17 protein-coding genes and 1 pseudogene are annotated in these 17,779 nt (G+C 67.3%); 3 read left to right on the top strand and 15 right to left on the bottom strand.

Annotated features, from left to right (window positions below; translation table 11 throughout):
* Positions 1 to 6: 6 nt before the first annotated feature.
* From I4U41_RS12390 to I4U41_RS12335, 12 genes are all read right to left on the bottom strand, one after another.
* A complete protein-coding gene (locus I4U41_RS12390; RefSeq protein WP_206861655.1) occupies positions 7 to 807 on the bottom strand; it encodes a DUF4198 domain-containing protein in 801 nt (266 codons plus the stop codon).
* Positions 808 to 887: 80 nt separating this feature from the next.
* On the bottom strand, positions 888 to 1,397 hold the full coding sequence (locus I4U41_RS12385) for a DUF2271 domain-containing protein (RefSeq protein WP_206861395.1): 510 nt from the start codon (positions 1,395 to 1,397) through the stop codon (positions 888 to 890).
* Positions 1,398 to 1,423: 26 nt separating this feature from the next.
* Complete coding sequence (locus tag I4U41_RS12380; protein ID WP_425492577.1) at positions 1,424 to 2,059, bottom strand: PepSY-associated TM helix domain-containing protein; 636 nt, start codon at positions 2,057 to 2,059, stop codon at positions 1,424 to 1,426.
* Positions 2,060 to 2,078: 19 nt separating this feature from the next.
* Complete coding sequence (locus tag I4U41_RS12375) at positions 2,079 to 2,765, bottom strand: Fe2+-dependent dioxygenase (protein ID WP_206861393.1); 687 nt, start codon at positions 2,763 to 2,765, stop codon at positions 2,079 to 2,081.
* 61 nt (positions 2,766 to 2,826) lie between these two features.
* Positions 2,827 to 5,130 (bottom strand): TonB-dependent receptor, encoded by a 2,304-nt coding sequence (locus tag I4U41_RS12370; RefSeq protein WP_206861392.1) that lies wholly within the window; start codon positions 5,128 to 5,130, stop codon positions 2,827 to 2,829.
* A gap of 324 nt (positions 5,131 to 5,454) precedes the next feature.
* Positions 5,455 to 5,784, bottom strand: coding sequence for a non-heme iron oxygenase ferredoxin subunit (locus I4U41_RS12365; protein WP_206861391.1), 330 nt, complete (start codon positions 5,782 to 5,784; stop codon positions 5,455 to 5,457).
* Positions 5,781 to 6,311 carry a GNAT family N-acetyltransferase gene (locus I4U41_RS12360; RefSeq protein WP_206861390.1) on the bottom strand — a complete coding sequence of 177 codons (531 nt, stop codon included), beginning with the start codon at positions 6,309 to 6,311 and terminating at the stop codon, positions 5,781 to 5,783. Before I4U41_RS12360 ends, I4U41_RS12365 begins: the two co-directional genes overlap by 4 nt.
* 79 nt (positions 6,312 to 6,390) lie before the next feature.
* Positions 6,391 to 7,635 (bottom strand): cysteine desulfurase, encoded by a 1,245-nt coding sequence (locus I4U41_RS12355; protein ID WP_206861389.1) that lies wholly within the window; start codon positions 7,633 to 7,635, stop codon positions 6,391 to 6,393.
* A gap of 11 nt (positions 7,636 to 7,646) precedes the next feature.
* Positions 7,647 to 8,945 (bottom strand): Fe-S cluster assembly protein SufD, encoded by a 1,299-nt coding sequence (sufD, locus tag I4U41_RS12350; protein ID WP_206861388.1) that lies wholly within the window; start codon positions 8,943 to 8,945, stop codon positions 7,647 to 7,649.
* A 1-nt stretch (position 8,946) separates the two neighbouring features.
* On the bottom strand, positions 8,947 to 9,711 hold the full coding sequence (gene sufC, locus I4U41_RS12345; RefSeq protein ID WP_206861387.1) for a Fe-S cluster assembly ATPase SufC: 765 nt from the start codon (positions 9,709 to 9,711) through the stop codon (positions 8,947 to 8,949).
* Between the two features lie 44 nt (positions 9,712 to 9,755).
* Entirely contained in the window at positions 9,756 to 11,204 is a 1,449-nt protein-coding gene (gene sufB, locus I4U41_RS12340) for a Fe-S cluster assembly protein SufB (protein WP_206861386.1), read from the bottom strand.
* 14 nt (positions 11,205 to 11,218) lie between these two features.
* A complete protein-coding gene (locus tag I4U41_RS12335; RefSeq protein WP_206861385.1) occupies positions 11,219 to 11,665 on the bottom strand; it encodes an SUF system Fe-S cluster assembly regulator in 447 nt (148 codons plus the stop codon).
* A gap of 214 nt (positions 11,666 to 11,879) precedes the next feature.
* Between I4U41_RS12335 and I4U41_RS12330 the strand changes: the two are divergent.
* The 3 genes and pseudogenes from I4U41_RS12330 to I4U41_RS12320 all read left to right on the top strand — a co-directional run.
* A pseudogene (locus I4U41_RS12330) lies at positions 11,880 to 12,341 on the top strand (SET domain-containing protein); the annotation flags it as partial.
* Positions 12,342 to 12,730: 389 nt separating this feature from the next.
* Positions 12,731 to 13,543, top strand: a complete 813-nt coding sequence (locus I4U41_RS12325; protein ID WP_206861383.1) for a 3-hydroxybutyrate dehydrogenase — start codon at positions 12,731 to 12,733, stop codon at positions 13,541 to 13,543.
* A gap of 230 nt (positions 13,544 to 13,773) precedes the next feature.
* Positions 13,774 to 15,993 (top strand): DUF5916 domain-containing protein, encoded by a 2,220-nt coding sequence (locus I4U41_RS12320; RefSeq protein ID WP_206861382.1) that lies wholly within the window; start codon positions 13,774 to 13,776, stop codon positions 15,991 to 15,993.
* A gap of 29 nt (positions 15,994 to 16,022) precedes the next feature.
* Here the strand turns inward: I4U41_RS12320 and I4U41_RS12315 are convergent, their stop codons facing one another.
* The 3 genes from I4U41_RS12315 to I4U41_RS12305 are packed head-to-tail and all read right to left on the bottom strand — an operon-like array spanning position 16,023 to position 17,767.
* A complete protein-coding gene (locus I4U41_RS12315; protein ID WP_320415186.1) occupies positions 16,023 to 16,478 on the bottom strand; it encodes a putative toxin-antitoxin system toxin component, PIN family in 456 nt (151 codons plus the stop codon).
* Positions 16,479 to 16,493: 15 nt separating this feature from the next.
* Complete coding sequence (locus I4U41_RS12310) at positions 16,494 to 17,192, bottom strand: hypothetical protein (RefSeq protein WP_206861381.1); 699 nt, start codon at positions 17,190 to 17,192, stop codon at positions 16,494 to 16,496.
* A 2-nt stretch (positions 17,193 to 17,194) separates the two neighbouring features.
* Positions 17,195 to 17,767, bottom strand: a complete 573-nt coding sequence (locus I4U41_RS12305) for a YceB family lipoprotein (RefSeq protein ID WP_206861380.1) — start codon at positions 17,765 to 17,767, stop codon at positions 17,195 to 17,197.
* Between the last annotated feature and the right edge of the window lie 12 nt (positions 17,768 to 17,779).

Raw genomic sequence — 17,779 nt, 5'->3', positions numbered from 1 at the left:
GCGCGATTACTGCGGCAGCACTTCCAGCGTGGCGACATAGCCCAGGCGTCGCTGCTTGGCCTGCCGCACCGTGGTCTTGCCGTCCTGCGACGTCGTTTCGACCCAGTACATGCCCGCTTCCGGCCAGGTCACGCGGAACTCGCCGTCGGCACCGGTCTTCACCTTGATCTCGTCCTGCGCGTTGCGATAACGCGTGCCGCCGCGAACGATCTCCACCTCGAGGTTCGCCGCCGGCTTGCCGTCGATCTGGAAACGGAACGTCGCTTCCTCGCCCGCGAACAGATCGTTGGGATGCGTCACCGGCACCAGTTCCAGGCCGACGCCGCTCGGCTTCAGCGCGGTTTCGTTGGGCGAACCGTTGGTGACGAAGGTTTCCACGCGGCTCACCGACTGGCCGACCTGCAGGTTCTTCGCGTTCTTCGGCACTTCCGTGGCGAAGGTCGCCTCGGTGCCGCGCCAGCGCCTGGGCTTGCCGTTCTCTTCCCAGCTGCCGGTGACGTAATCGTTCACCACGCCGATGCGATAGGTGCCGGTCTGTTTCAGTTCGACGTCGAACACCGAACGGTACTTGCCCGTGGCGGCATTCTGCGCGGCCACCACGCTGCCGTCGGGCGCGGTGATGGTGAGGTTGTCGGTCTTCAGCGGGACATGGTTGAAGTAGAACAGGTCGTTCGACACCGCCGCATCCACCGTCACCCACGGATTGTTGCCGGCCAGCACGGTCTGCGAGGGCTGCAGCCACGCCTTGTGCGCCTGCGCGGCGAAGGGAAGGGTGAGGGCCAGCGCGAGCGCGGCGAGCTTGGGGATCTTGTTCACGGCATGCTCCTGTTTGCGTGTATCGAAGTGGTGTCTGCGTTCCGGCTGGCGTTCGTGCGCAGGATCGCGATTCAGGGCTTGCTGGCGACCGTCACCAGTCCCAGCTCGCTCGTTCCCTGCGCCTTGCCGCCGGCCGCGCCGCCCCACTTGAGCGGCACCTTCACCAGCTCGCGACCGCCGACTTCGCGCACGGCTTCGACCACCAGCGTGTAGTCGCCCGGCGGCAGCTCGGCCAGTTCCGGATGCTTCGCGTCGAACCTGAGCGCATGCGTGCCGACGGGACGCGTCGGGCCGGTCACGCCGTCCACCGGCACCTTCAGCGTGCGTCCGCTGCGCCGCCACCACTGGCGAAGGTCGGGCAACCACTTGGTGCCGTGGCCTTCGGCGGTGGATTTTTGCTGGTACCACACCGCCAGGTTGGCGAGCGCCTTCTGGTCCGCGCCTTCCACCCAGATCGCCACGTACGGGCGGTGGTACTCGGCGACGTTGAGCTGCGGGATCTGCACGCTCACGTCGATCTCCGCCGAGTACGCCGGCAGCGCGAGCAGCCCGCTCAACGCGATGGTCAGTTGGACGCGCATGGAAACTCCCTTCTTGGACAGGTTCGTCAGTGGATGAAAAGCAGCGCAAGCAGCAGCGGCAACGCGAGCCCCAGCGCGACGTACGGCCAGGTCATGCGCCGCTGCCGCGCGTGCATCTGCAACAGGAACAGGCCGGTGATGCAGAACACCAGGCACGCCAGCGCGAACACGTCGATGAACCAGCGCCATGCCGCGCCCGCATTGCGGCCCTTGTGGAGATCGTTCAGATAGGCGATGGCGCCGCGCGTGGTGCGCTCGTATTCCACCGCGCCGCTTGCACGATCGATGCTCAGCCACGCGTCGCCGCCAGGGCGCGGCAACGCGAGGTACACCTCGTCCTCGGACCACTCCGCTTCCTGCGTGCCGATCGACACGGGCAGTACGTCGCCAAGCCAGTCGCTCACGGTGGCGGGCAGCGGTGCGTTGCCGTCCTCGCGCGTGCCGAGCGCGCGCAGCACGGAGGCGGGCATCTCGACCTTGCGCGTGAGCGTTTCCGGTTGGGCTTCGATCGCCGCCGAATGATTGAGCGTGATGCCGGTGATGGCGAACAGCAGCATGCCGACCAGGCAGATCGCCGAACTGATCCAGTGCCAGGAATGCAGCGTGCGCAGCCAGAAGCCGCGACGCTGCTGCTGCGCGGCGATGTCCGGCGTGGCGGGCATGCGGTTCATCGCGCGCGACTCACGGCTCGGCCCAGCGTCGAAGCAGGTTGTGGTAGATGCCCGTGAGCTGCACGAGCGAGGGATGTTCCGGCACGTCCTGCGTGAGCCGGCGGATCGACACGTCCAGCTCGAACATCAGCCGGCGCTGCGCATCCTCGCGCAGCAGGCTCTGGATCCAGAAGAACGACGCGATACGTTCGCCGCGCGTCACCGGCGTGACCTTGTGCAGGCTCGTGCCGGGGTAGAGCACCATGTCGCCGGCCTGCAGCTTCACACGCTGCACTCCAAAGGTGTCCTCGATGATCAGCTCGCCGCCGTCGTATTCCTCCGGCGCGCTGAGGAACAGCGTCGCGGAAAGATCGGTGCGCACCGGATCCGCGCCGCCGCGGCTGCGGTCGTAGCGGATCGCGTTGTCGACGTGGAAGCCGAACGACTGCCCGTCGCTGTAGCGATTGAACAACGGCGGATAGATGCGCTGCGGCAGCGCGGCCGAGAAGAACGTCGTGTTGCGCGCGAGCGCATCGAGGATCAGCCCGCCGAGTTCGCGCACCGCCGGATCGTTCTCCGGCAGCTGCGCGTTGTCCTTCGCCATCGCCGACTGATGGCCGGCGGTGATGCGACCGTCGGCCCAGCCGGCCTGCCGCAGGCGGTCGCGGCAATGCGCGACCTGTTCGGCGCTGAGGACTTGCGGGACCTGGAGCAGCATCTGGGTTCCTTCGATGCGATCGCCCGGCAGCCGGGCGTCGCGTTGCCTGGATGGACCGCGATTAGAACCTGTACACCGCCGACAACACCACCTGTCGCGCCTCGCCCGGCGTCGCCCAGCCGTTGTTGCGGATGCGCGTGTAGTAGGTCTTGTCGAACAGGTTGTTGACGTTGAGCTGGAAGGCGAGGCGTTCGTTGACGTCGAAACCCACCATCGCGCGGTGCGCCGTGTAGCCCTTGGCTTCGGCGATGTTCGCGCCGTTGCCGGTGTAGACGTCGTAGCTGCCCACGTAGGTCAGGCCGTAGCCGAACGTCCACTGGGCCAGGTCGTAGGTCGTCCACAGGCTGCCCGAGCGCTCCGGCGTGCCGCTGATCGGCAGGCCGGCGAGCGGGTCCGGATTCTCCGGCGTGTTGTTGCACGCCCCGCCCGGATTCGCCTTGCAGAAGTCGGACACGCCCTGGATCACTTCGCTGTCCAGCCACGTCACGTTGGCGAAGATCGACCACGCATCGGTGATGCGCCCGGCCGCGCCGAGCGCGACGCCGTCCACGCGCGCGGTGCCGTCGAGCTGCTGTTCGCCGCTGGGGTTCTCCGGATTGCCCGGATCGGCGACCTTGTATTCCTCGCGCTCGTTGCGGAACACCGCCGCGGTCAGCGCCAGGCGGTTGTTGATGTCCCACTTCGCGCCGAGCTCGACGTTCACCGCCGTTTCCGGATCGACGTTGCAGTTCGCCGTGCCGGTGGTGCTGGTCGCGGTGCACGAGCCGTTCACCGAGGCCTTCGACGGCGTCTTGCTGTTCGAATAGGCCAGGTACAGGCTCGCGTTCTGCGCCGGCTTGAAGATCAGGCCGGCGCGGTACGAGAACAGGTCGTCGGAGTTGCGCGCGACCGTGTACGCGGTGGGCTGGCCGAGTTCCGGACTGCCGGCGACGGTGTTGAAGGTGGTGGTGACCGTTTCGCCTTCGTTGTGCTCGTAACGCGCGCCGAGGTTCAGCATCCAGCGATCGTTGAATTCGAGCGTGTCGAAGGCGTAGATCGCCTGGTTGTCGAGCGAACCTTCGGCGATGCTCGCGCGCAGGTAGTTGATCGGGCCGGTGTAGACCGAGAACGGATCGCTCACCGACATCGGCGGCAGCGGCACCGGCGCGCCGGCCGGTGTGCGGAACAGGTTGCCGCTGTCGAGGTCGTATTCCTCGCGCGAGAACGACACGCCGGCGACCAGCGAATGCTCGACCGAGCCGGTGGCGAAGCGCGAGACCACATCCGTCTGGCTGATCGCCAGCGTGTTCTTCGTGTCGCGGCTCAGGCCGCGCGGACCGCTGGGCTGGTAGGTGTCCGGCGTGTCGCACGCAAGGCCGGTGGACGGGTTGAAACCGGCCGGCAGGCACCACGTGCCCTGCGGCGGGTCGACGATGCTCAGCTGTTCGACCTGCTGGAACCGGGCGAGGCTGCGCAGCGTGGTGTTCTCGCTGAAATCGTGCTCGAACACGCCGGTGATCATGTCCACGTCGATCTTCTGGCGATCGATGTTGTGGTAGCCGTAGTAGTTTTCCGGATCGACGCCCGGCAGCCCGCCGCCGAACGCGGGGTAGTACGGCACGCCGTATTGCGGGATGTTGTCGTCGCTCTGGTGGAAATAGCTCGCGGTGAAGCGCGTGTCGCCGTCCAGGCCGAACGCGACCGAGGGCGCGATGCCCCAGCGTTCGAAGTTCTCGTAGTCGCGGCCCGGCACGTCGTTCTGGTGGACCATCGCGTTGATGCGGAAGGCCGCGCCGTTGTCGAGGTCGGTATTGCTGTCGACCGTGAGGCGGCCGAAGCTGTCGGTGCCGGCGCCGGCCTGCAGCACGGTGAAGTCGCCGCTGCGCGCGGTCTTGCTCACCAGGTTGATGTTGCCGCCCACCGAGCCCGCGCCCGAGTACACCGAGTTGGCGCCGTTGACCAGTTCGACCGCGTCGAGGTTGAAGTTGTCGGTGCGCGAGTACTGCGCGCTGTCGCGCACGCCGTCGGTGGTGATGTCGCTGTTCGCGTTGAAGCCGCGCAGGGTGATGCTGTCGCCGTAACCACCGCCGCCTTCGCCGGCGCCGAAGGTGATGCCCGGCAGCGTGCTGAGCACGTCGCGCAGGCCGATCAGGTTCTGCTGGTCCATCACGTCGCGCGTGACGACGGTGATGGTCTGGGGCGTGTCGAGCAGCGGCTCGGTGTACTTCACCGAGGAGGGCTTTTCGACGTACTCGCCGTGGACCTCGATCTTGTCGAGGTTGCGTGCATCGGCCGGCTCGCCCGCCGGCTCGGCCATGACGGGCGCGGCCACCGCGAGTGCAAGTGCGCCGGCGAGCGGCGAAACGACGAACTTCCTGTTGGACATGGGTTTCCCGAATAGGCGTGCGGCGCGGCCGCGGTTCGGGTCAGATGTTAATGAGAGATATTCTCATTTGCAACGAAAAGTGAACGCGAGCGGCCGAACGGCGCCTGGCGCGCAGCGGCGCGACGACAAGCAGGGCGCTTAGCGCGGGCAGGCGAAGCGCACCCGGGGGCTTCACCCGCAGGGTTCCAAGACCCATCCGCCTGCGGCGGAAGAACGGGCGGCCATTGGCAATGCCCGGGTCCAAGCGTGAGGGGCACCGGGTGCGCTGCGCTTACCCGGGCTACACAAGCGGATCGACGGTGGGAGAGGGGCCAGCCGCGGGAGTCAGCCGCGATCGTCCCGCGTCCAGATGCCGACGTCGTCGACCTTCACCGGGAACTTGGGCACCGGCTCGTAAGCCGGCGCGCACAGCGGCCGGCCGTCGCGCACGTCGAACTTCGCGCCGTGCAGGACGCATTCGATCGTCGCCTCGTCGCCGTCGTAGTTGCCAGCGGACAGCTCGAAGTCCTCGTGCGAGCACTTGTCCTCGAGCGCGTAGTAATCGCCGTCGTAATTGACGACCAGGATGGCGGTGTCGCCGTCCCAGGCGACAGTCTGCTCACCCGGCAACAGCTGCGAGGTCGCGCAGACGAACACCCACGGCTTCTCGCTCACAGCGCCTTCTCCAGCACCTCGAAACGCAGGTCGTCGCGCTTGGGCAGGCCGAAGCGCTCGTCGCCATACGGGAACGGCTTCTTGATGCCGGTGCGGTGGTAACCGCGGCGTTCGTAGAAGGCGATGAGTTCATCGCGGATGTCGATCACCGCCATGCGCATCGCAGGCAGGGCCCACTCCTCGCGGACCACGCGTTCGGCCTCGGCGATGACCTGCTTGCCGATGCCGCCGCCCTGCAGCGCGGGATTCACCGAGAACATGCCGAAATAACCGGCGCCGTCCTCGTCGGCCACGTGCGCGCAGGCGAGCAGCTGCGCGTCGCGTTCGGCGATGAGGATCACGCTGCGAGCGCGATCGATGCAGGCCTGCACGTCGTCCGGCCCGGTGCGGCGACCGCCGAGCATGTCGGCTTCGGTGGTCCAGCCCTGCTTGCTGGTGTCGCCGCGGTAGGCCGATTCGATCAGCGCGACGAGCGCGTCGATGTCGGCGTGGGTGGCGCGGCGGAATTGCAGGGGCTGTGCGGTCATGGCGTGGGGTCGGATCGGTGGGAGGCAGGCCCATTTTCCGGCCTGGTCGCGATGCTGTCATCCGATGCGACGCGGGAAATCATCCCAGCAGCCGGCGAACCTTCCGCAGCGCCGCGACGAACGCCTCGATTTCCTCGTGCGTGTTGTAGAACGCCAGGGACGCGCGGCAGGTCGCCGGTACGCCGAAGTGCTGCATCAGCGGATGCGCGCAATGGTGGCCGGAACGGATCGCGACGCCTTCCAGGTCGAGCAGCGTCGCCAGATCGTGCGCATGCGCGCCTTCGACGAGGAAGCTCACCACCGCGGCCTTCTCGCGCGCCTGGCCGAAGATGCGCAGGCCTTCTACCGTCGAGAGCGCTTCGTTGAAGTGCGCCAGCAGTTCCTGCTCGCGCGCTTCGATGTGGTGCATGCCCAGCGACGACAGGTAATCCACCGCCGCGCCCAGCCCGACGAAGCCGGCGATGTTCGGCGTGCCGGCTTCGAACTTGTGCGGCGCCTCGTTGAACACCGTGCCTTCGAAGCGCACTTCCTTGATCATCTCGCCGCCGCCGATGAAGGGCGGCATCGCGGCGAGGTGTTCGCGGCGCGCCCACAGCGCGCCGGTGCCGGTCGGCCCCGACATCTTGTGGCCGGTGAAGGCGTAGAAGTCGCAGCCGATCGACGCGATGTCGACGGCACGATGCGGCACGGCCTGCGAACCATCGATCACGGTGACGATGCCGCGCCTGCGCGCCTCGCGGCAGATCTCGCGCACGGGGTTCACCGTGCCGAGCACGTTGGACACGTGCGTGAGCGAGAGCAGCTTCACCTCGGGCGTGAGCAGGGAATACAGCTGCGGCAGGTCGAGCTCACCGCGCTCGTCGATCTCCGCGACCTTGATGATCGCGCCCGTGCGCTGCGCGACGAGCTGCCACGGCACGATGTTCGCGTGGTGCTCCATGCGGGTGAGCACGATCGCGTCGCCCGGCTTGAGTTGCGGCAGCGCCCACGAATACGCGACCAGGTTCAGCGCGAACGTGGTACCGCTGCACAGCACCAGTTCGTCGGCGCGCACGTTGAGGAACTTCGCCAGCTTCGAACGCGCGCCTTCGTAGGCTTCCGTCGCCTCCGTGCCGAGCGCGTGCACGGCGCGGCTCACGTTGGCGTTGTGGCGACGATAGAAGTCGTCGACCGCGTCGATCACCGAATCGGGCTTCTGCCCGGTATTGGCCGAATCGAAATAGACCAGCGGCTTGCCGTGCACCTGCCGCGTGAGCAGCGGGAAGTCGGCGCGTACGCGGGCCCAGTCGATGGCGTTCGTCGAATCGGTGGCGGGAAGGTTCATCGTGGCTCCAGTCAGGCCGCGCCCAGGCGTTCGAGCGCGGCGTCGAGGCGGGCTTCCAGCGCGCGGCGCAGCGGATCGCCCGGTTCGAATACGGACAGCGTTTCGCGGCAGAACGCCGCGGTCAGCAGGGCGCGCGCCTGGTCGGACGACAGCCCGCGACTGCGCAGGTAGAACAGCGCGGTCGGATCGAGCTGGCCCACGGTCGCGCCATGCGCGGCCTGCACTTCGTCGGCGTGGATTTCGAGCACCGGCTGGGTGTCGATCTCGGCGCCTTCGCTCAGCAGCAGGTTCTTGTTCGACAGCTGCGCGTTGGTGCCGTCGGCGCCCTCGCGGATCAGGATGCCGCCGTGGAAGGCGGCCTTGGAACGACCCGCCGCCATGCCACGCCAGGTGAGTTCGCACGACGTGTCGCGGCCGACGTGATCGATGCCGAGCCGCGTATCGAGATGGCGCTTGCCCGATGCGAGCAGCACGCCGTTCGCGTGCAGGCGCGCGTTGCTTCCGTGCAGCGCGGCGTTGAGTTCGTGGCGCGACAGGCCGGCGCCGAGTTCGAGATCGATGCGGCGGTAATTTGCATCCTTCGCGAGCACGGCGTCGGTACGCGCCATCAGCGTGGCGCCGGTCGCGTCGTCCTGCACGCGCGCGTGACGCAGCGTTGCGTTCGCGCCGAGGTGCACGTGGGTAAGCTGGTTCGCGAGATGGGTGTGCGCGCCGCTCGCCAGGTGATGTTCGACGACGACCAGCGATGCGTCGTCGCGCAGTTCGATCAGGTGGCGAAGATGCCAAGCCTGGTCGGTGCCGGCCGGCGCGCCCACGAACACGAGATGGACCGGCTGCGACGACCGCGCGCCGGCATCGGCGCGAAGCACGATGCCGTCGTCGGCGAGCGCGGCGTTGATGCGCGCGAAGATCTCATCGCTTCGATCGAAGCGGCGTGCGAGGAAACTCGCGTCGCGCGGTTCGCCTTCGATCAGTACCTGCGAGAGCGGTTGCAGGGTCACGCCGGTGGGGAGGCTCGAAACATCGCTGTGCGACGCATCGAAACGACCGTTGACGAACACGATGCGCGGCGCCGGAATTTCGGTGAGCAGCGCGACGTCGAACGTCGCAACCGCCTGCGAGGGCGCAGCGAACGCGCGGCGCTCCAGCGCACGCAGGGGCGTGTATTTCCATGCTTCCACGCGGGCGTGCGGGATGCCATCGCGCAGTGCGTCGTCGAGCGCGGCGCGGCGGGTGTCGCGCAGGCCGGCGGCGTCGCGCAGGTCCAGCGACTGGAACGCGGTGGCGAAGGAATCGAGCAGGGCGCTCATGTCAGGCGCTCGCTGCCGGCGTGATGCGTTCCTTCACCCACGCGTAGCCGTGCTGTTCCAGCTCGAGCGCGAGTTCCGGGCCGCCGGTCTCGACGATGCGGCCATCGGCCAGCACGTGCACCACGTCGGGCTTGATGTAGTCGAGCAGGCGCTGGTAATGCGTGATCACCAGGAACGCGCGCTCCGCTGAGCGCAGCGCATTGACGCCATCGGCGACGGCCTTGAGCGCGTCGATGTCCAGGCCCGAATCGGTTTCGTCCAGGATCGCCAGCTTCGGTTCGAGCAGCGCGAGCTGGAAGATCTCGTTGCGCTTCTTCTCGCCGCCGGAGAAGCCTTCGTTGACGCCGCGATGCAGCAGCTCGTCCTTCAGGTGCAGCACGGCCAGCTTCTCGCGCACGAGTTTGAGGAACTGCATCGAATCCAGTTCGCTCTCGCCGCGCGCCTTGCGCTGCGCGTTGAGCGCCGAACGCAGGAAGTAGGTGTTGTTCACGCCCGGGATCTCGACCGGGTACTGGAACGCGAGGAACACGCCGGTCGCGGCGCGCTCTTCCGGCTCCAGCGCGAGCAGGTCGCGGCCTTCGAACGTGACGGTACCTGCGGTGACCTCGTAGCCTTCGCGGCCGGCGAGCACGTTGCCGAGCGTGGACTTGCCCGCGCCGTTGGGACCCATCACCGCGTGCACCTGGCCGGGCGTGAGTTCCAGCGTGAGGCCCTTGAGGATCTCCTTGCCGGCGACGGAGACGTGGAGGTTTTCGATCTTGAGCATGGGGGCGTGATTCGTGATTCGTGATTTGTGATTCGAAGCGCGCGTCAGCCGACGCTGCCTTCCAGCGACACTTCCAGCAGCTTCTTGGCTTCCACCGCGAACTCCATCGGCAGTTCGCGGAAGACGCTCTTGCAGAAGCCGTCGACGATCATCGACACGGCGTCTTCCTCGCCGATGCCGCGCGAGCGGCAATAGAACAGCTGGTCCTCGCTGATCTTCGAGGTGGTCGCTTCGTGTTCGACGGTGGCGCCCGGGTGCTTCACTTCGATGTACGGGAAGGTGTGCGCGCCGCACTTCTTGCCGATCAGCAGGCTGTCGCACTGCGTGTGGTTGCGCGCGCCCTCGGCCGAGCCGAGCACCTTCACCAGGCCGCGATAGGTGTTCTGGCCGCGGCCGGCGCTGATGCCCTTGCTGATGATCTTGCTCTTGGTGCGCTTGCCTACGTGGATCATCTTGGTGCCGGTGTCGGCCTGCTGGCGATGATGCGTGAGCGCGACCGAATAGAACTCGCCGACCGAGTCATCGCCGACCAGCACGCACGACGGGTATTTCCACGTGATCGCCGAGCCGGTTTCGACCTGCGTCCAGCTGATCTTGCTGCGCGCGCCGCGGCATTCGCCACGCTTGGTCACGAAGTTGTAGATGCCGCCGCGACCTTCCTCGTCGCCCGGATACCAGTTCTGCACCGTGGAGTACTTGATCTCCGCGTCGTCCAGCGCGACCAGTTCGACGACCGCCGCGTGCAGCTGGTTCTCGTCGCGCATCGGCGCGGTGCAGCCTTCCAGGTACGACACGTAGCTGCCTTCCTCGGCAATGATCAGCGTGCGCTCGAACTGGCCGGTGCCCATCGCGTTGATGCGGAAGTACGTGCTCAGTTCCATCGGGCAGCGCACGCCCTTGGGAATGAACACGAAGCTGCCGTCGGAAAACACCGCCGAGTTCAGCGCGGCGAAGTAGTTGTCGCCGGTCGGGACCACGGTGCCGAGGTACTTCTTCACCAGCTCCGGATGGTCGTGCAGCGCCTCCGACAGCGAGCAGAAGATGATGCCTTTCTCGGCCAGTTCCTTGCGGAACGTGGTGCCGACGGAGACCGAGTCGAACACGGCATCGACCGCGACGCCGGCGAGCTTCGCACGCTCGTGCAGCGGCACGCCGAGCTTCTCGTAGGTGTCGAGCAGTTCCTGCGGGACGTCGTCCAGCGAGGCGTACTTGGCCTTCGGCGCGGAGTAGTAGCTCACCGCCTGGAGGTCGATCGGCGCGATGTTGAGCTTGGCCCAGTGCGGCATCGGCATCGTCAGGAAGTGCCGGTACGCGGCCAGGCGCCAGTCGGTCATCCACTCCGGCTCGTTCTTCTTGGCCGAGAGCGCGCGGATCACGTCCTCGTTGAGGCCGGGCGGGAGGCTGTCGGATTCGATGTCCGTGACGAAGCCGGCCTCGTACTTGCGGCCGAGCTGCTCGTGGATCTCGCGGTTTTCAAGGATTTCGGTGGCCATTGGCTGCCTACTGATCAAGCCATGTGCAGGTCGATGCGCCTGCGGGGTGGTTCGTTGGGCGGCGGGGCGAGCATCTGCGCGAGCGTCACCGCGCGCAGCGCCTCCACCACCACGTCGTTGATGCGACGCCAGTTGGCGCGCACGCCGCAGGACTGCTCCAGCCCGCAGTTGCCGGTGTGGACACTGCATTCGGTCATGCCCAGCGGCCCTTCCATGGCTTCGACGATCTCGATGAGGCCTATGTCGTCGGCCGGGCGCGCCAGGCGGTAACCGCCGTTCGCGCCGCGGAAACCCTCCACCAGACCGGCCTGCGCCAGCGGTTTGAGGACCTTGGCCACGGTGGTGGCCTCCAGGCCCGAGCGCTCGGCCAGTTCGGAGGCGCTGAGCACGGCGGCATCGCCATGGGCCAGGACGGTCATGACGACCGTTGCGTAGTCGGTGAGCTTGGTGACGCGGAGCATGGGGCAGGGGTCTTTCAATCCGTACCGGAATTGTACGGTTTCCGGGCGTCGGGGCCAAGGGTGCGGTCGCGGCGGGATTCAGCTGGCCCGGCGCGCCCGAATTCCGCGAACGTGCCGGCATCGAACCGCAACGGCCGCGTCCGTGATGGGCATGCGATGGCGATGTCGCGCCGATCCGTACAGAATGGCCGCTTTCACCCAACCGGACCTCCGCATGCCCCGCAAGATCGTCGCCCGTCGTTCCGCCATCCACGGCAACGGTGTCTTCGCCGTCGCCCCGATCGCAAAGGGCGAGCGCATCGTCGAATACAAGGGCCGCCGCCGGACCCACGAGGAAGTGGACAACGATGTCACCGGCGACCCCGATTCGGGCCACACGTTCCTGTTCACGCTGAACGACGAATACGTGATCGACGCCAACTACGAAGGCGGCGTGGCGCGCTGGATCAACCACAGTTGCTCGCCGAACTGCGAGGCCGTGCTGGAGGAGGCCGACGGCGACGACCGCACGAAGGACCGCGTGTTCATCGAGGCGATCCGCGACATCAAGCCGGGCCAGGAGCTGTCGTACAACTACGGCATCACGCTCGAGGAAAAGCACACGCCCGAGCTGAAGAAGATCTGGGAGTGCCGCTGCGGCTCGCGCAACTGCACCGGCACGCTGCTGCAGCCGAAGACGCCGAAGAAGAAGGCTTCGAAGGCGAAGAAGGCTGCCTCGAAGAAGGCTTCCTCGAAGAAAGCCGCCGGCAAGAAGGCGACGAAGACCGGCGCGAAGAAGGCCGGACGCAAGGCAGCGTAAGCCTCGCGGCTCTTGTAGCCCGGGTAAGCGAAGCGCACCCGGGAATGCGGTCGCGTCTCCATCCCGGGTGCGCTTCGCTTACCCGCGCTGCAAACGCTGAAAGGAAACGGGTCGCCGCCCAACGCCGGCAAGCCGCAGCGCCCCGGCGCTGCGAAACAATCCCGCAATCCCCCATCCCGTACCATCGAACAATGGCGCCCGCGCCGACGCATGGCCACACTGCGTCCGCGCCGTCGGCGCACCCCACGCATCGACCAGGAGCCCGCATGACCGCCATCCCCCGCGTCCTCGACGGAAAGACCGCCCTCGTCACCGGCGCCGCCAGTGGCATCGGCCGGGAGATCGCGCTGGAACTCGCGCGCGCCGGAGCACGCGTGGTCATCGCCGACCTCAACGCGCAGGGCGCCCAGGCGGTGGCTGTCGAGATCGAAGGACAGGGCGGCGAGGCGCTCGGCATCGCGATGGACGTCGCCGACGAAGCCGCGGTCGAGGCCGGTGTCGCGCGCGCTAACGAAACCTTCGGCGGTGTGGACATCCTCGTGTCGAACGCCGGCATCCAGATCGTCAATCCGATCGAACAGTTCGCCTACGCCGACTGGAAGAAGATGCTCGCCATCCACCTCGACGGCGCGTTCCTGACGACCAAGGCCGTGCTTCCGTACATGTACGGCGCCCGGCCCGACGGCACGCAGCGGGGCGGCACGGTCATCTACATGGGCTCGGTGCATTCGCACCTGGCCTCGCCGCTGAAATCCGCCTACGTGACGGCCAAGCACGGCCTGCTGGGCCTGTCGCGCACGCTGGCGAAGGAAGGCGCGAAGCATGGCGTGCGCAGCCACGTCGTGTGCCCGGGCTTCGTCCGGACGCCGCTGGTGGACAAGCAGATCCCGGAGCAGGCGAAGGAACTGGGCATCAGCGAAGGGGAAGTGGTCAGCCGCGTGATGCTGGGCAACACCGTGGACGGTATCTTCACGACCGTGGAGGACGTCGCGCGCACGGTGCGCTTCCTCGCGGAATTCCCGACCGCCGTCTTCACCGGCCAGAGCTTCGTGGTCAGCCACGGCTGGCACATGCAGTAACGCCCGCCCCGTGATGACGGGGTTCCACATCCCCTGATGCGCCGCGGAACGAAAGGGTTGCCATGACTCACGCCACTGCGTAGGGTTCGCCGCGCCGCTTAGTCTGCGCCTCGCCCGGGGACACGCCGCGGGCCGGCACGAAGCCGAATCTCCAGCACGGAACGCCGGTGGCCGCGCAACGCGCAGCCGGGGCGACGCGCTGGGCCACATGGACCGCGAAGACCTTCCGCATGCGCGCAACGCTGCTCCTCATCCTGGCCGTTTTCTCGATGCCCACCTTCGCGGTGGAAATCGACGGCCGCATCGACCCCGCCGAATGGCAGGGCGCACGCCACGTCACCGACTTCCGCAAGGTCCAGCCTCTGTCGCTGGAACCAGGCACGCTGCCGACCGAAGCCTGGATCCTCGCCACGCCCGAAGGCCTGGCCATCGCGTTCCGCAACCAGCAGCCGCTGGACACGCGCACGCGCCAGCGCGTCCGCCGCGACTTCGAGGAGCAGGTCGACCGCGTCAACCTGATGATCGATTACGACGGCGACGCGCGCACGGGCTACAACTTCACCGTGTCGTCCACCGACGGCATCGCCGATGCGGTGATCACCAACGAGAACCAGTTCAACGACGACTGGGACGGCAACTGGCGCCACGCCGTCAGCGAGGACGACACGTCGTGGTCGGTGGAGATGCTGGTTCCCTGGTACATCGCGCCGATGCGCGAGGGCAGGAATGGCGTGCGCACGGTGAGGATCTACCTCGACCGCGTGATCGGCTCGACCGGCGAACGCTCGGCTTGGCCCGGCGCCAGCTACACGCGCCCGCGCTTCCTGTCCGATTTCGCGCCGGTGGAGATGCCGCAGTACGACCAGTCGCTGCTGGCGATCACGCCGTACGTGTCGGGGCTGCACGACATCGCCAACGGCGGCGACGAGTTCGACGGCGGCGCGGACCTGTTCTGGAAGCCGAACGGGCAGTTCCAGCTGTCGGCCACGGTCAACCCGGATTTCGGCCAGGTGGAGAGCGACGACCTCGTCGTCAACTTCGACGCGACCGAGATCTTCATCAGCGACAAGCGCCCGTTCTTCACCGAGAACCAGGGCATCTTCGAGTTCACGACGCCTTCGGATTACAGCCAGCTGCTGTACACGCGCCGCGTCGGCGGCCCGGCCGACGACGAAGACGGCGCCGGCGACATCACCGCGGCGGTGAAGCTCAACGGCAGCATCGGCGCGACCAAGTACGGCGTGTTCGCCGCCGACGAGGCCGATGAAGTCGGCCGCACGTTCGGCGCGGTGCGCGTGGTACGCGACCTGGCGAAGCAGAACCTCGGCGCGATGGTGACCTACGTCGATCGCCCGTTCCTGGATCGCACCGCCACCGTGATGGGCGTGGACCACAACTGGCGTCCCACCGCGCGCGTAAGCGTGGAAACGCGCGTGATCGGCAGCCAGATCGACGAGCAGGGCCGCACCACCGACGACAACGGTGCGACGGTGTGGGTGAACTACGAGATGGACCATGGCTGGCGCCAGCAGTGGCTGGCGATGCACTTCGGCAACGAGCTGGAGATCAACGATTTCGGCTACCTCCAGCGTGCCAGCACCAACTACCTCAACTGGCAGGTGATGCGCCGCTTCACGGATCTGCCGAAGGAGTCGCGCTACGCATCCAAGGACTGGCGCGCGCGCATCAGCGGCACCGACAACGACCACGGCGACACGCTGCAGCGCCAGCTGCGCATCAGCCGCGAAAGCAACCTGCGCAACGGCAGCTACGAATACGCGCAGATCAACATCAACAGCTCCGGCGTGGACGACCTGCTCACGCGCGGCAACGGCGTGGTCGACAAGCCGGCGAACTTCAACGCGTACTTCGAGTTCGAACGGCCGCGCAAGGGCGACTGGGGCTGGGAAATGGAGTCGGAGGTGTTCTCAGGCGGCTTGGCCGGCAACGACAAGGTCGGCTACAACCTGCGCATCCAGCCCACGTATTTCATCAGCGATGCCTTCAGCGTGTACCTGGGCGGCTTCTACGAGCGCATCCCGAGCTGGCTGGTGTGGCAGGAAGACAACCTGATCGGCGAGTTCGACGAACGCATGCTGCAGCTCGACGCCGGCCTGGACTGGACGATCACCAACAAGCAGGAACTGCGCGTGAAGATGCAGGCCATCGGCCTGGACGCGAGCATCGAGCAGGCGTATCGCGTGATGCCGGGTGGCGCATCGATCGCGTCGAACGACGACGTCGAGGATTTCAGCGTGCGCAACCTGGGTTTCCAGGTGCGCTACCGCTACGAGATCGCGCCGTTGTCGTACCTCTACGTCGTGTACGGGCGCGGCGGGTATCGGCAGGATCCGTTCACCGAACGGGTGGACGACGTGCTGCGCGACAGCCTGGAACTGCGCGACGACGAGCAGTTGCTGGTGAAGTTGAGTTACCGGTTCGAGCTTTGAGGCGAACCCACCCGCCTCACCGTATTCCGTCAGCGCCGCCAGTTTTCCACCCATTCCCGTGGCGCAAGGATGTCGAACGCACCATCCCGCTTCATTCTTCGCGCCAGCTTCAACAGCGCATCGTCCCGGCTGAGCAGCCACCGCGCGCCGCACGCGGCGGCGAGCTCCAGGAATTTCTGGTCGTCCGGATCGGCACAGCGGGGCAGGGCGATGTGGGGAGGGCAGGCTCCGTCGGCCTCACGCATCGCGGCGTCGTATTCGACCCGCCGTGCCGCACGCGCCGCTTCGTCGAGCCGCAGCACCGGATAGGCGAGCACACGCTCCCATTCGCTGCGGCACGCATCGCTGGTCATGCCGGTGACCGCGCCGGATGCCAGCGCCTCGCGCAACACGGCGACGGCCGGATCGCCGAACACGAACAGATCCAGGCACACGTTGGTATCGAGCACGATGCGCGGCGTGGCATCGTCGCGGACATCGTTCACTTCATGCCGCCCGCATCACGGCGCCACCTCGCGAAGATCCGCGGTGCCGATGCGCCACGCGCGCTGTTCGGCGGTGGCGCCATCGACCATCGCGCGGCGCAGCGTGTAGGCGCCGACGAAACGCTGCTGGCGACCGTCCGCATGCGTCGCGGTCAACGCCACCGGCACTTCAATGTAGCGCGAACCGGCCGCGGCATCGACCCGTCCCGGCGCCATGATCTCGACCGACACGCCCGTCGTATCGGCGAATCCCGCGGCGAACTGCTCCGGCGTCTGGTTGCTCGACCGGCCGCCGTCGGACCACAGCGCATAGGCCTGGGCGAAATCGCGGCGGTTGATCGCGGCGTAGTACTCGCGGATGACGGCGACGGCGTCCTGCGGCGTCGGTTCGGTCGCTGCGGTATCGGCCGGGGCGTTCGGATCACCCGGCGCATCCGGATCCAGCGGCGCGGCCGGGTCCATGACGGTCTCGCCCGTCGGCAACACCGGATTGCCTTCGGCATCCAGCGGCACGGCGTCCTCGGGCTTCGGCGGACCGATCGGGCCGGGGCCGGGCGCATCGGGCATGCCCGTCACGCTGCCGGGCGCGCCGGCCGGGGCGGGCAGGGCTTCGGTGTCGTCGGCGGTGGCGCCGGGCGCGCGCGATCCATCGCCGCCGCAGGCCGACATCACGATGCACAGGGAGAGAAGCGAGGCAAAACGCAACGGCAGCATCGTCATTGATCCAGATGGACGACCACGTTGCCATTCTCGATGGCGGTCGTGCCGATGCGGCGTGAACCCAGGCGGTCGAGCAGGCTGTTGTCGAAACGGTAGACGGGCTCTTCGCGTGCGTATTCGCCCAGCCAGGAATTGAGCAGGGCGCGTGCGCTGGTGTTCATCGCGCCGCCGAGCGCCGGCACTTCGACCTGTTCGATGCGGGGATCGAGCAGGTGCAACCCGCGCGTGGACGGATCGAAGCGCAGCGCGCTGGTCAGCGCGAAATGGCCGGACGGCTTGCCGCTGTCGCTGCCCAGCGCGCCCAGGCCCAGGTCGAAATCCAGGCGCAGGCGGTCGTCGTTCTGCGGGATCGTCAGGCGCGGGTTCATCAGCGTCAGCGAGACCAGCCCGCCTAGCTTGTCGTAATGCCTGGGGAAATTGCGGTCGAGCGAACGCTGCAGTTGCATCGGCGTGAACCGCACCTCGTCGCCCAGCAGCGCGCCCACGGTGGAACAGGCGGCCAGCAACGAGAGGGAGACGGCGGCGAAGAAGGCGGCGAACGGAATGCGGAGATTGCGGCGCGGGTTCATCTCGTGCTCCAC

Origin of the sequence: Lysobacter changpingensis (assembly GCF_017308985.1) — a bacterium.
Taxonomy (GTDB): Bacteria; Pseudomonadota; Gammaproteobacteria; order Xanthomonadales; family Xanthomonadaceae; genus Lysobacter_J; species Lysobacter_J changpingensis.
Note: the sequence above shows the minus strand (reverse complement) of the source record. Positions and strands in the feature narration are given on the sequence as shown.